Consider the following 13,545-nt stretch of genomic DNA (forward strand, 5'->3'; position numbering starts at 1 on the left):
TTCGTCAATAGCGATATTCAAAAGGAACGATGATGCATCTAGGTCGCCACATTTCAGGACAGTTCAATGTTGAACTTGAATCGATTCGCACTCATGTATTGACGATGGGCGGGCTGGTAGAGCAACAACTCTCTTTTGCGATGCAAGCATTGCATAAAGATGATGCCGATCTGGCCAGAAAAGTCGTTCGGGATGATCACAAAGTGAATGCGATGGAAGTTTCTATTGATGAGGCTTGCACGCGTATTATCGCTAAGCGACAACCGACAGCCAAGGATCTGCGCTTGATCATGGCGATCATCAAAACCATTACCGACCTTGAACGAATTGGTGATGTTGCCACCAAAATTGCCTACGTCACTATCGAAAGCCCTTCACCTAAAGAGAGCAAATTTCGAGTTTCTCTTGAACCCTTATGCCGGCAAGCCATTGCAATGTTGCACCAAGTGTTGGACGCTTTTGCGCGGATGGATCTTGAATCGGCTGCTGAAGTGTACCGCTTGGATGATAAGCTGGATGCCGAATATGAAGCCGTGATCCGCCAACTGATGACCTATATGATGGAAGACCCTAAAAATATCCCACATATATTACAAGTCATGTGGTCTGCACGAGCCATCGAACGCGTGGGCGATCGCTGCCAGAATATCTGCGAATACATCATCTATTTTGTCAAAGGTAAGGATGTGCGCCACTTAGGTAAACAATCGATTGATGACATCCTCAAATAGCCTTTTGGGTAAAGTAAGGTGAAGGAAAGTTATTCACCTTACATCAAGGCATAACGGTCGCCGAAGTTAAGAAAGCTGGCGCAATACCTCTTGGATTTTAGCCGGATCGGTAATTGGGATGAGGGTGTCATCGACAGACTCTTGGCCCATTTTCACCGCATTGGCGATCATATCCATGCTACTTGCACGCGTGGTTTTGCCGGACAAATGCACTTCTGTGATGCCCGTTTCACGGATAATGTCAGTCACGTTTGATGCGTTTAAGCCAGCCCCAGCCATAATAGAGAATCGACCATTCGCCAGTTTCACCATGTGTGCAATTACGGCTCGTCCTGCATAGGCATCTGGCGCTAACCCTGAAGTAAGTACACGCTCACACCCTAATTTTGCAATGTCTTCAATCGCTTGTTCATAGCTGTGGCATTGATCAATCGCACGGTGGAAAGTGGTACCCAACCCTTGCGCGGCTTGCATCATCAGTAAGCTTGCTTCAAGGTTGATGGTGCGATTCGGATTCAAAATACCAAAGACGATGCCGTCTAGTCCCGCCTGTTTTGCCATCTCGATATCGATCAACATCGAATCGAGATCATCCTGATCATAAAGAAAGTCGCCTTGACGCGGACGAATCATCGCGTAAACAGGAACGCTCGATATTTGTGCGGCCTTTTTCATTAAACCAAAGCTGGGCGTCAGTCCACCCAATGCGAGCGACGAACACAATTCAATGCGAGTAGCCCCGCCTTTAATGGCGTTGTGTAGCGATTCAATATTATCAATACACACTTCAACTTGAATATTCATAGTAAAATCCTGCTGGAAAAATTTGGTTAATGTTAGCAAGTTAGAGTAGTGACGTCTGTGTGATTGAGGTGAGAAATAGGGGTAAAGTTTACCAACCAATGCTGCCTCATTTTCGCTAAATGAACGACAACGAAAAAGCCCAAAGCGTTAGCTTTGGGCTTGGATAAGGACTTTACTTCTTAACTGATTGGCGATGCGTTTTACGCTTTATTATATGTCCAACCATTGACCCGAGTTGAGCGCGGGCTAAGGAGAATTATTTCTTGCCTAGGTCGTCTGAGTGCTCAGCTAGGAATGCTGCAACACCTTTTGGAGATGCATCCATACCGGCTTTGCCTTCTTCCCACTGTGCTGGGCACACTTCACCGTTCTTTTGGTGGAAGTTAAGCGCATCAACCATACGTAGCATTTCGTCGATGTTACGGCCTAGTGGTAGGTCGTTCACAACTTGGTGACGTACAAGACCATCTTCGTCGATGAGGAAAGAACCACGGAAAGCAACGCCTGCTTCTGGGTGCTCAACATCGTACGCTTTACAGATTTCGTGCTTCACGTCAGCGATTAGCGGGTATTTTACTTGGCCAATGCCACCGTTTTCGATAGCGGTATTACGCCATGCGTTGTGAGAGAATTGAGAATCGATAGATACACCGATTACTTCAACGCCTTTCGCTTGGAAATCTTCGAAGCGTTTGTCAAAAGCGATAAGCTCTGATGGGCAAACGAAAGTGAAGTCTAGTGGGTAGAAGAAAACAACCGCTTTCTTACCTTTAGTAAATTCTGCGAAGTTGAAGCTATCAACGATTTCACCGTTACCAAGAACAGCTGCTGCAGTAAAATCAGGGGCTTTACGACCAACTAGTACCATTTTTTTGCTCCTAAGAATAAGGTTTAGTTCCAAACCAGTGATGAGCACTGGTCCAGTCCGTTTTTGAACGAGACAAACTATAGTACAGATTGTAGGATAGTAAAAAGCGAAATAAATAGATTAGTCTCATCGAAAAAAGCGATGAGCTCTAATGACGGAATCAGAAACGGCACTCAAATAAGATAGTAGTAGAACGATGAATAAATGGCCCAGTTTGAAGCAGTTGCACTATTTAGTAACACTCTACGAAACACGGCACTTTAGTGATGCCGCTGAACGTTGTTTTGTTAGTCAATCTACCCTAAGTAAAGGGATCCAAAATTTAGAGGAATTAATAGGTTGCCCGCTTTATGAAAAGGATAAGAAAGCTCCGTTAGTGTTTACTCAAGCGGGAGAGCTGGTTGTTAGCCAAGGAAGAGAGTTACTTGCCAAAGGACAAGATTTAGTGGAACTCGGCAAGGTTTGCCAAGGCGATGAGATGCAAGGTCAGCTTAAGCTGGGTTGTATTCCAACCATTGCTCCATTTTTACTGTGTGATTTAGTGCAAGAAGTGAATGTCCGCTTTCCGAAGTTGAACTTATTATTACGAGAAGATACGACGACGAACCTTTTGGCTGCACTGCGTCATGGAGAGCTTGATGTGTTGATTTTGGCTTTGCCTGTCGATATCGGCAAAATGGAGAGCCGAGTCGTGGGGATTGATCCATTCAAAATGGTGATCAGCCGTCATCAAATGGATAGCATCCGTGTGCCAATCAAGTATGCTGACCTGCCTGATGAATCGGTGTTTTTGCTCGAAAATGTGCACTGTTTAACGGATCATGCTGTGTCTGCTTGCAAGTTGACCGCCAAAGAGAAAATTAATCCATTTACCGCAACCAGTTTACATACCTTAGTGCAGATGGTCGCCAATGGTTTAGGGACGACTTTCATTCCACAAATGGCAATCAATCATGGCTTAGTTGAAAACCAAAATTTAGTGGTCATCGAGCCTCCTGGCCAGCAAGCGTATCGAGAGATTGGTTTAGTCTGGCGGCCAAGTTCATCGCGAACTCACACTTTTAAGCAGTTAGCGGATGTGGTTTCTGGTTTACTTTAGCGATTAGTCTTACTCTTTCCTTTGCCTAAAAAATCAAAAAGTCACTTTTAATGTGGCTTTTTTCAGTTTTTTATTCTGTTAGTGTTTTTAAACTTGTAAAATTTTACAAACAATTCTTGATGAAGTTTTCATAAAATCAAAAATCTTTACAGCCACAATTTTACACATCCTATTTTCTCTTGCGTTTAAAAAGAAGCCATCTGTCTCGCTCGGTTAGTCGTAAATTCAAGCCTTACTGCGTCTCACATCATTTCGAACGTCTGTTTAAAACTAAAATCTGCCTTTTTGAGTTGTGTAACAAAATAACGTAATAACTTTCATATTTAACAAGGAAATCAAACATAGGTTTGAAACGGGATAAAACTTTGTTTTTAACCTTTCATTAACTTTGTCTCTTTTGCTGAATGATGAGTTGATGTAAGGTTTAATAAGGTTTTGTAAGACTTATGTCTAGCTTGGTTAGGCTTGAAATATTGGATTGACTGAGAGAAAGTGTCGGTAGAGATAAGTCAGTGGATAGCAAAAAATGAGCATTTGAATTTGTGGTTTTTAAATTACAAATGTAGTTGGAATGGTTTTAAGGAAGAGCGTTATGTTTGCACAGACCCCAGAAACAGAGTTAGCACTCAGCAAAGAACACCACGAAGCCAAGCTTGAGGTTGTTGGTGCCGTTGGCCCACATCACCAAGCTATTTTCCCTTCAGAAGCCCAAATCTTCTTGTCCACTCTGTGTGCTAAATTTGCAAGCCGTGTTGATTCGCTGCTGGATGCACGAGAAGAGCGACAAACACGTATTGATAACGGAGAACTGCCGGATTTTCTCAAGGATACGCAAGATATTCGCGAAGGAAGCTGGAAAATTCTCGGTATCCCACACGATTTACAAGATCGTCGAGTGGAGATTACGGGGCCAACCGATCGAAAAATGGTGATCAATGCATTGAATGCTAACGTCAAAGTGTTCATGGCGGATTTTGAGGATTCGATGTCACCAGCATGGGATAAAGTGCTGGATGGGCAAGTCAATTTGCGTGATGCCATTGAAGGAACCATTAGCTATACCAATCCTGACAATGGTAAGTGCTACCAGCTTAAAGATAACCCAGCGGTGCTCATTTGTCGGGTACGCGGTCTGCACCTTAAAGAAAAGCATGTTAAATATGCAGGGCAAAGTATTCCGGGTTCGCTGTTTGATTTTGCACTCTACTTTTACAACAACTATAAATCATTGCTTAAAAAAGGCAGTGGCCCTTATTTTTATCTTCCAAAACTTCAGGCCTATCAAGAAGCAAAGTGGTGGAGTGACGTTTTCCATTTTACCGAAGAGTATTTTGGGTTAGAAACTGGCACCATTAAAGCCACCGTATTGATTGAAACCTTACCCGCCGTGTTCGAGATGGACGAAATATTGTTCTCGCTTAAAGAACACATTGTCGGCTTAAATTGTGGCCGCTGGGATTACATTTTCAGTTATATCAAGACATTGAAAAATTATCCGGATCGGGTGCTACCAGATCGCCAAGTTGTCACAATGGAAAAGCCGTTTCTTAACGCCTATTCACGCTTGCTGATCTACACCTGTCATAAGCGTGGCGCATTTGCGATGGGCGGTATGGCCGCTTTCATTCCAGCTAAAGATCCCCAAGAAAATCAGTTGGTTCTCGATAAAATTCATCACGATAAATTACTCGAAGCCAATAATGGTCATGACGGTACTTGGGTTGCCCATCCCGGTTTAGCGGATACGGCAAAAGCGGTCTTTGACCAAGTACTGGGCGAGCGTTGTAACCAATTAGATGTTACGCGTCTGTCTGATGCGCCGATTCATGCCAATGAGCTGTTGACCCCATGTGAAGGGGAACGTACCGAGCAGGGCATGCGTCATAATATTCGAGTTGCACTTCAGTACATCGAAGCATGGATCTCCGGCAATGGCTGTGTCCCCATTTATGGTTTGATGGAAGATGCGGCGACCGCAGAGATTTCTCGAGCGTCAATATGGCAATGGATCAAGCATGGAAAAGCCTTGGATAATGGTCAGATTGTTACCAAAGCGCTTTTTGAGCAGTATCTTGCGCAAGAAATTGAAGTCGTGAAACAGGAAATCGGCACGCAGCGATTTGCACAAGGACGATTTAGCGAAGCGGCACAATTGATGGCTCGCTTAACTACCAGCGATGAGCTGACTCATTTTCTCACCGTTCCGGGTTATGACTACCTAGATTGATGAGATTTAAAACCAATATCTAATAACCAATAACTAACAACCAATAACGTGAAGCTGTTTTCAAAAGCAGAATAGGTCGTACTGCTGAGAAAAGGATGACAGTGCGCTTGCGCATCAAAATAAGAGGGATAGACCATGACATTAACTCGCCGCCAACAAATCGAAGCTCTAGAAAAAGATTGGGCAACCAACCCACGCTGGAAAAATGTAAAGCGTACTTATACTGCTGCTGAAGTGGTTGACCTGCGTGGTTCAATCACTCCAGCCAACACTTTGGCCCAACGTGGCGCTGATAAATTGTGGTCACTGGTTAACGGCAGTGCCAAAAAAGGTTATGTGAACTGTTTGGGTGCATTGACAGGTGGTCAAGCGGTACAACAAGCCAAAGCGGGAATTGAGGCGATTTATCTCTCCGGCTGGCAAGTAGCGGCAGACAACAACACCGCTTCCACCATGTACCCAGACCAATCGCTCTATCCAGTCGATTCTGTTCCATCGGTGGTCAAGCGCATCAACAACTCGTTTCGTCGTGCCGATCAAATTCAGTGGGCGGCCGGAAAATCACCGGAAGATGAAGGTGGTATTGATTACTTCTTACCGATTGTTGCTGATGCTGAAGCCGGTTTTGGTGGCGTGCTAAATGCTTACGAGTTGATGAAGTCGATGATTGAAGCAGGGGCGGCCGGTGTGCACTTTGAAGATCAGTTGGCGTCAGTAAAAAAATGCGGACACATGGGCGGCAAGGTTCTGGTTCCGACTCAAGAAGCGGTTCAAAAATTGATTGCGGCACGTTTGGCCGCTGACGTATCAGGGACAACCACTTTGGTCATTGCTCGTACTGATGCAAACGCGGCGGATCTACTGACCTCGGATTGCGACGCATACGATCGTGATTTTATCCAAGGTGAGCGTACTCAAGAGGGTTTCTATCGCGTGAATGCTGGGATTGAGCAAGCGATTTCACGCGGCCTCGCTTACGCGCCGTATGCTGATCTCGTGTGGTGTGAAACCGCTAAGCCTGATTTGGATGAAGCCCGCCAATTTGCCGAAGCAATTCTAGCGCAATACCCAGATCAACTGCTGGCTTATAACTGTTCTCCCTCTTTCAACTGGGAGAAAAACTTGGATGCAGACACCATTGCTCGTTTCCAGCAAGAGTTGTCGGACATGGGGTACAAATATCAATTCATCACCTTAGCGGGCATTCATAACATGTGGTACAACATGTTTGAGTTAGCACATGCTTACGCGCAAGGCGAAGGTATGCGTCATTACGTTGAGAAAGTTCAGCGTCCAGAGTTTGAAGCAGCATCAAGAGGTTATACCTTTGTTGCACACCAACAAGAGGTGGGAACGGGTTACTTTGACCGGATGACCAATACCATCCAAGGTGGCAGTTCTTCCGTAACCGCGTTAACGGGCTCTACTGAAGAAGACCAATTTTAATTAGCGGTACTTCCCAATCATTATCTGTGTAACACCTTTGAGCGGCGTAAGCCGCTCTTTTTTATGTGAGGCACTTATATTAGGGAGTGAGCGTTATTCAATATCGACTTCGTCCGGTTCACTCTCTTCTTGTAGCTCAAGTAAGGTAACGGCTACCCCAATAAAGTCCGTGTCAGTAATAATGCCCACTAGTTGGCCTTTATCTACAACGGGTAAGCAGCCTACTTTATGTTTTTGCATGTAGATAGCACTCTCTTTTAACCCCGCTCGCGGGTCAACCGTCATAATTTCAGTATGCATCACCTCATATAACGGTGTTGTCAGTGTATATGATTGATCTTCAGGGATGTTTTTTAAGCTCGACTCTTGCGCGGCAAGAATATCTCGATGAGTAATGATACCGAGTAGTTTTTTGTGTGGATCGACGATAGGGATATGGCGAATATCCAACGCTTCCATAGTGTGCTTAGCATCGGCTAACGTGTGTGTACGCAACAGGGTATGGGGGTTGCGAGTCATCATGTCTTCAATTTTGATCATAACGAGCTCCTTTTTATTATTGAACTGATTCAACTATAGTTTTTTCTGCGCAAAATATCTGAGAGCTCCCGCTATTTTTACTTTGATTGATGCGTAAAGATTGGGTGCCATTTTCATGTTTAATTACATTAAATTTAGATCTGGGTCTGACGAGCGAAGGTGTTTACGTATATACTACGGCGCTTAAAAAAATTACGTCATCCACTCAAAACGAACAAGATAAGAACTATGCAAGTTTCAGACTTTCACTTTGAACTTCCCGATGAGCTGATTGCTCGTTACCCAACGGCTGAACGTACGGCGAGTCGCTTACTGCAATTAGACGGTAACAGCGGTGAACTGGCGGATGGCTCATTTAAAGACGTTCTTGACCGAGTTCAGCCCGGCGATTTATTGGTTTTTAACAATACACGTGTCATCCCGGCTCGCATGTTTGGGCGCAAAGCTTCAGGCGGCAAACTGGAAGTATTGGTCGAACGAATGTTGGATGAACAGACGATTTTAGCTCATGTTCGCTCATCTAAGCCGCCAAAACCGGGCAGTGAGTTGTATTTAGGAGAGCATGACGAATATCATGCACACATGGTGGCTCGCCATGACGCGCTGTTCGAGATTCGTTTTACAGCGTCAAAGACGGTACTGGAGATCTTAAACGAGATTGGCCATATGCCGTTGCCGCCTTACATTGACCGCCCTGATGAAGATGCTGATAAAGAGCGTTATCAAACCGTATACAACCAAAAACCGGGAGCTGTCGCTGCACCGACCGCCGGTTTGCATTTCGATGAGGCTCTGCTTGAGCAAATCAAAGCGAAAGGTGTCGAATTTGCTTATGTAACCTTGCATGTTGGCGCTGGAACCTTCCAGCCAGTACGAGTCGACAATATTCACGATCACCATATGCATGCAGAATATGTTGAAGTGCCACAAGAGGTAGTCGATGCCGTCAACGCGACGAAAGCGCGTGGTGGTCGAGTGATCGCTGTTGGAACTACGTCGGTGCGCTCACTGGAAAGTGCCGCGCAAGATGCGCTTAAAAAGGGCACTGAGCTGGTTCCTTTTTTCGGTGACACTGAAATTTTCATCTTCCCTGGTTATGAGTATCAGTTGGTGGATTGCTTAATCACTAACTTCCACTTGCCAGAGTCGACACTGATTATGCTCGTCAGCGCTTTTGCAGGTTATGAGCATACTATGGCCGCGTACGCGCATGCCGTGAAACATCAATATCGTTTCTTTAGTTATGGTGATGCGATGTTTATCACCAAGAACACCAATTAACGAGTGCTAGCATTACGCTAGGAGAAGAAGCTCCGCTTCGTTTTTCGCTAGGAATTGGCGACCGCTCTAGAGGGGTGCTTGCACCTAATCATGATACGTCAGACTGTTTCTCTGACATTGGAGGCTTCGTGAAGTTAACATACGAACTTAAAAAGAAAAACGGAAATGCTCGCCGTGGGCAATTAACCTTTGAACGTGGCACTGTGCAAACACCGGCATTCATGCCTGTAGGTACTTACGGCACAGTAAAAGGCATGACACCGGAAGAAGTAAAAGAGACGGGCGCAGAAATTTTGCTCGGTAATACTTTTCACCTGTGGCTGCGCCCTGGCCAAGAAGTGATGAAAATGCACGGCGACTTGCATGATTTTATGAACTGGCAAGGCCCGATCCTCACTGATTCAGGTGGTTTCCAAGTGTTTAGCTTGGGTGATATTCGCAAAATCACAGAAGAAGGGGTGCATTTTCGTAACCCAGTCAATGGTGACAAGATTTTCATGGACGCAGAAAAGTCGATGGAAATTCAAAAAGATCTGGGCTCTGACATTGTGATGATTTTCGATGAGTGTACGCCGTACCCTGCGACGCACGACGAAGCGAAAAAATCAATGGAGATGTCTTTACGTTGGGCGCAGCGTTCACGTGACCATTTCGACAAATTAGAGAACACCAACTCGCTATTTGGTATCGTGCAAGGCAGTGTTTACGAAGATTTGCGTGATGTTTCCGTGAAAGGCTTAACCGAGATCGGATTTGATGGCTACGCGGTTGGTGGCTTAGCGGTGGGTGAACCTAAAGAAGACATGCACCGTGTACTTGAGCACACCTGTCCACAATTGCCAGAAGACAAACCACGCTACCTGATGGGTGTCGGTAAACCTGAAGACTTAGTAGAAGGGGTACGTCGCGGTATCGATATGTTTGACTGTGTGATGCCAACGCGAAATGCACGTAATGGCCATCTATTTGTGACGGGTGGTGTGATCAAGATCCGTAATGCAGTACATAAAACCGATACAACTGCGCTGGATCCGCATTGTGACTGTTACACTTGCAAAAATTATTCGAAGTCGTATTTACACCATCTGGATCGTTGTAACGAAATTCTGGGTGCGCGTTTAAATACTATTCATAACTTACGTTATTACCAACGCCTGATGGCAAGCATTCGTTTAGCGATTGAAGAAGATCGCTTCGACGCGTTTGTTGAGGAGTTTTATGCTCGTCGCAATCGTGAAGTTCCACCAATGGGCCAATAACGGTTTTGCTGCGTTTTGCTTGATTTGTGAAGTGATAAACTTGAAATTAAGCCAACGCAGCCCAATTAGAATTACATTACACAACAATATTTTAGAGGACGTTTTCAATGAGTTTAATTTCTGTAGCACACGCAGCAGGTGAAGGTGCATCACAAGGTGGCGGTTATGAAATGCTGATCATGCTTGGTATGTTTGCGGTTATTTTCTACTTCATGATTTACCGCCCACAAGCCAAACGTGTTAAAGAGCATAAAAGTTTGATGGCCGCCATGACTAAAGGTGATGAAGTGTTAACCAGTGGCGGTTTAGTGGGTAAAATCACTAAAATCGCAGAAGACAGCGATTACATCTCTATCGAACTGAATGTGAACAATGAAATTGTGATCAAAAAAGATTTCATTACAGCGGTGCTACCAAAAGGTACGCTTAAGTCTTTATAACAGCTAAAGGATCCTTGCTGTGCTAAACCGTTATCCGTTATGGAAGTATTTGTTAGTGGTGTTCGCCATCACTCTCTCTGCTTTATATGCACTTCCAAATATTTACGGTGAAGATCCGGCAATTCAAATTACAGGGGCGCGTGGCGCCTCTGTTGATATGTCAACGCTGGATGCTGTCACCAAAGCTCTTGATAAAGAGAGCCTTTCTCATAAATCCATTGCTCTAGAGAATGGATCAATTCTTGTTCGATTTAACGATACCGATACTCAAATCAGTGCGCGTGATGTGGTGAGTGAAGCGTTAGGCAAAGATACAATTGTTGCACTTAACCTTGCTCCTTCAACGCCTTCTTGGTTGGAATCGATTGGCGCGGCACCGATGAAGCTTGGCCTTGATCTGCGTGGTGGTGTTCACTTCTTAATGGAAGTGGATATGGATGCCGCAATGGAAAAATTGATTGGCCAGCAAGAAGAAGCGTTTCGCAGCGAACTGCGTGATGAAAAAATTCGCTACCGCGCCATTCGCTCAGTGGGCAACGACCGAGTGGAAGTCACTTTGCGTGACGATGAGCAATTAGAGCAAGCACAGCAAGCATTAACGTCGAAACATCCTGATATGACTTTTACTACGTCTAAGGCTGACGGTCGCTTTGCGCTGATTGCTCAATTTACTGAGCAGCGTTTGCAGGAAGTTCGAAATTATGCCGTTGAGCAGAACATCACGATTTTGCGTAACCGTGTTAACGAATTAGGGGTCGCTGAACCCTTAGTGCAGCGTCAAGGTGCCAGCCGCATTGTGGTTGAGTTACCGGGGGTTCAAGATACTGCTCGTGCTAAAGAGATTCTTGGCGCAACCGCGACTCTTGAGTTTCGTGAAGTTGATGACAAGGCTGATTTAGCCGCCGCGGCTTCTGGTCGTGCTCCTGCTGGGAGTGAAATCAAATCTGATCGTAATGGTCGCCCGGTTGTCTTGAAAAAACGCGTGATTCTAGGTGGTCAAAGTATCACGGATGCCAGCTCTAGCATGGATGAATATGGTCGCCCGCAAGTGAACATTTCGTTAGATAGCGAAGGCGGAAATAAGATGTCGGCGTTCTCTAAAAAGAACATTGGCAAGCTTATGGCAACGGTATTTGCAGAGTACAAAGACAGCGGCCGTCGGACACCTGATGGCAAAGTGATTCTGGATAAGCATGAAGAAGTGATCAACCAAGCAACGATTCAGTCGGCTCTTGGGCGTAACTTCCGCATCACGGGAATTGATTCTGCTGCAGAAGCTCAAAACCTTGCACTTTTACTGCGTGCAGGTGCGTTAATTGCGCCAATCTCTATTGTTGAAGAGCGTACCATTGGTCCATCAATGGGGCAGCAAAATATCGATATGGGCATTCAAGCCTGCATCTGGGGTATGGTTGCGGTGATGCTCTTTACGCTGCTTTACTACCGTGGTTTTGGCTTGATTGCCAATATTGCATTGATGGCGAACCTTGTGCTCATTATTGGTGTGATGTCGATGATCCCAGGGGCGACAATGACCTTGCCGGGTATTGCGGGTATCGTATTGACGGTTGGTATGGCCGTGGATGCTAACGTTCTGATCTTCGAGCGTATTCGTGAAGAGCTCCGTGATGGACGAAACCCACAACAAGCTATCCACCAAGGCTATGCTAACGCGTTCAGTACCATTGCTGATGCCAACATCACTACGTTGATCACGGCAATCATTCTATTTGCTGTGGGTACTGGAGCCATCAAAGGGTTTGCCGTCACACTTTCTATCGGTATTTTAACCTCAATGTTTACCGCTATTATCGGGACTCGCTGTATTGTGAACCTGTTATATGGTGGTAAACGCATTAAAAAATTGTCGATCTAAGGCTAGGAATTACTATGTTTCAGATTCTAAAAGCAGATAAAACGATCGACTTTATGCGTTGGTCTAAATTTGCGTTTTTATTCTCTCTTTTAATGATTGGTGCGTCTATTTTCACTTTATCAACCAAGTGGTTGAACTGGGGACTGGACTTCACCGGCGGTACTTTGATTGAAGTTGGGTTTGAACACCCAGCTAATCTTGAAGATATCCGCAGTGCTTTGGAAGCGAAAGGGTTTGGCGATGCGACGGTGCAGAATTTCGGTTCCGCGCGCGAAGTGATGGTCCGTCTTCGTCCACGATCTGACATGGTTGGCGAGACGTTAGGCAACCAAATTCTTTCTGCTATTAAAGAGGGGACAGGAAAAAGTGTCGAGATGCGCCGCATTGAGTTCGTTGGCCCGAATGTGGGCGATGAATTAGCTGAAGCCGGAGGCTTAGCTATTTTGGCTTCGCTCATCTGTATTTTGCTTTATGTCTCCGTTCGTTTTGAATGGCGGCTCGCTGCGGGCGCGGTGATGTCACTGGCACACGATGTGATCATCACGCTTGGCATCTTCTCTATCATGCAAATTGAGGTTGATTTAACGATTGTTGCCGCTTTGCTGACCGTTGTCGGTTACTCGCTCAACGATACGATTGTGGTATTTGACCGCATCCGTGAAAACTTCCGTAAATTGCGTAAAGGTGATTCAGCCGAGATCATGAACAGCTCAATTACCCAAACCTTGAGCCGGACTTTGATTACATCGGGAACCACCTTGCTGGTGGTGATCGCACTCTTTGTGCAAGGTGGGGCGAACATACATGGTTTTGCCACCGCTTTACTGCTCGGTATCACCGTGGGTACTTATTCATCTATCTACGTTGCGTCAGCGTTGGCACTGAAATTAGGAATTACCCGTGAGCACCTACTTCCACCTCAAGTGGAAAAAGAGGGTGCGGAGTTCGACGAACTTCCTTAGCAGCCTGAAAGT

12 protein-coding genes are annotated in these 13,545 nt (G+C 45.4%); 9 read left to right on the forward strand and 3 right to left on the reverse strand.

Annotation, left to right across the window (positions count from 1 at the left end; all coding sequences use genetic code 11):
* The first annotated feature begins 32 nt into the window (after window positions 1-32).
* Window positions 33-731 carry a phosphate signaling complex protein PhoU gene (phoU, locus tag NB504_RS04380; protein ID WP_010320427.1) on the forward strand — a complete coding sequence of 233 codons (699 nt, stop codon included), beginning with the start codon at window positions 33-35 and terminating at the stop codon, window positions 729-731.
* A gap of 66 nt (window positions 732-797) precedes the next feature.
* Here the strand turns inward: phoU and NB504_RS04385 are convergent, their stop codons facing one another.
* Window positions 798-1,634 carry a copper homeostasis protein CutC gene (locus NB504_RS04385; RefSeq protein WP_096036110.1) on the reverse strand — a complete coding sequence of 279 codons (837 nt, stop codon included), beginning with the start codon at window positions 1,632-1,634 and terminating at the stop codon, window positions 798-800.
* Between the two features lie 157 nt (window positions 1,635-1,791).
* Window positions 1,792-2,403, reverse strand: coding sequence for a peroxiredoxin C (locus NB504_RS04390; RefSeq protein WP_010320425.1), 612 nt, complete (start codon window positions 2,401-2,403; stop codon window positions 1,792-1,794).
* A 196-nt stretch (window positions 2,404-2,599) separates the two neighbouring features.
* Here NB504_RS04390 and NB504_RS04395 point away from each other — a divergent pair, with 196 nt between their 5' ends.
* The 3 genes from NB504_RS04395 (at window position 2,600) to aceA (ending at window position 7,175) form a co-directional block, all read left to right on the forward strand.
* Entirely contained in the window at window positions 2,600-3,502 is a 903-nt protein-coding gene (locus NB504_RS04395; RefSeq protein ID WP_013857512.1) for a hydrogen peroxide-inducible genes activator, read from the forward strand.
* A gap of 592 nt (window positions 3,503-4,094) precedes the next feature.
* Window positions 4,095-5,729, forward strand: coding sequence for a malate synthase A (aceB, locus tag NB504_RS04400; RefSeq protein ID WP_026028092.1), 1,635 nt, complete (start codon window positions 4,095-4,097; stop codon window positions 5,727-5,729).
* Between the two features lie 135 nt (window positions 5,730-5,864).
* Window positions 5,865-7,175, forward strand: coding sequence for an isocitrate lyase (gene aceA, locus NB504_RS04405; RefSeq protein ID WP_013857509.1), 1,311 nt, complete (start codon window positions 5,865-5,867; stop codon window positions 7,173-7,175).
* A 93-nt stretch (window positions 7,176-7,268) separates the two neighbouring features.
* On the opposite strand, the gene NB504_RS04410 is transcribed toward aceA, so the two are convergent.
* On the reverse strand, window positions 7,269-7,715 hold the full coding sequence (locus NB504_RS04410) for a CBS domain-containing protein (RefSeq protein ID WP_038171482.1): 447 nt from the start codon (window positions 7,713-7,715) through the stop codon (window positions 7,269-7,271).
* A 228-nt stretch (window positions 7,716-7,943) separates the two neighbouring features.
* On the opposite strand from NB504_RS04410, the gene queA reads away from it, so the two are divergent.
* The 5 genes from queA to secF all read left to right on the forward strand — a co-directional run bounded on the left by queA (window position 7,944) and on the right by secF (window position 13,533).
* A complete protein-coding gene (gene queA / locus NB504_RS04415) occupies window positions 7,944-8,996 on the forward strand; it encodes a tRNA preQ1(34) S-adenosylmethionine ribosyltransferase-isomerase QueA (protein WP_026027701.1) in 1,053 nt (350 codons plus the stop codon).
* Window positions 8,997-9,124: 128 nt separating this feature from the next.
* On the forward strand, window positions 9,125-10,255 hold the full coding sequence (tgt, locus tag NB504_RS04420) for a tRNA guanosine(34) transglycosylase Tgt (RefSeq protein ID WP_026027700.1): 1,131 nt from the start codon (window positions 9,125-9,127) through the stop codon (window positions 10,253-10,255).
* 107 nt (window positions 10,256-10,362) lie between these two features.
* Entirely contained in the window at window positions 10,363-10,695 is a 333-nt protein-coding gene (yajC, locus tag NB504_RS04425; protein WP_013857505.1) for a preprotein translocase subunit YajC, read from the forward strand.
* 19 nt (window positions 10,696-10,714) lie between these two features.
* The gene (secD, locus tag NB504_RS04430; protein ID WP_017047928.1) at window positions 10,715-12,571 is read left to right on the forward strand and encodes a protein translocase subunit SecD; all 1,857 of its coding nucleotides are present in this window, start codon (window positions 10,715-10,717) and stop codon (window positions 12,569-12,571) included.
* A 14-nt stretch (window positions 12,572-12,585) separates the two neighbouring features.
* On the forward strand, window positions 12,586-13,533 hold the full coding sequence (gene secF, locus NB504_RS04435) for a protein translocase subunit SecF (protein WP_258428373.1): 948 nt from the start codon (window positions 12,586-12,588) through the stop codon (window positions 13,531-13,533).
* The last annotated feature ends 12 nt before the right edge of the window (window positions 13,534-13,545 follow it).

The organism is Vibrio sp. RM-69-4 (assembly GCF_024743775.1).
Classification (GTDB): Bacteria; Pseudomonadota; Gammaproteobacteria; order Enterobacterales; family Vibrionaceae; genus Vibrio; species Vibrio anguillarum.

Bases quoted from the DNA above. Each gene is read 5' to 3' on its own strand.
- NB504_RS04390 (WP_010320425.1), bottom strand. From the start codon at position 2,403: ATGGTACTAGTTGGTCGTAAAGCCCCTGATTTTACTGCAGCAGCTGTT.
- NB504_RS04395 (WP_013857512.1), top strand. From the start codon at position 2,600: ATGAATAAATGGCCCAGTTTGAAGCAGTTGCACTATTTAGTAACACTC.
- secF (WP_258428373.1), top strand. From the start codon at position 12,586: ATGTTTCAGATTCTAAAAGCAGATAAAACGATCGACTTTATGCGTTGG.
- aceB (WP_026028092.1), top strand. From the start codon at position 4,095: ATGTTTGCACAGACCCCAGAAACAGAGTTAGCACTCAGCAAAGAACAC.
- queA (WP_026027701.1), top strand. From the start codon at position 7,944: ATGCAAGTTTCAGACTTTCACTTTGAACTTCCCGATGAGCTGATTGCT.
- aceA (WP_013857509.1), top strand. From the start codon at position 5,865: ATGACATTAACTCGCCGCCAACAAATCGAAGCTCTAGAAAAAGATTGG.
- yajC (WP_013857505.1), top strand. From the start codon at position 10,363: ATGAGTTTAATTTCTGTAGCACACGCAGCAGGTGAAGGTGCATCACAA.
- phoU (WP_010320427.1), top strand. From the start codon at position 33: ATGCATCTAGGTCGCCACATTTCAGGACAGTTCAATGTTGAACTTGAA.
- NB504_RS04410 (WP_038171482.1), bottom strand. From the start codon at position 7,715: ATGATCAAAATTGAAGACATGATGACTCGCAACCCCCATACCCTGTTG.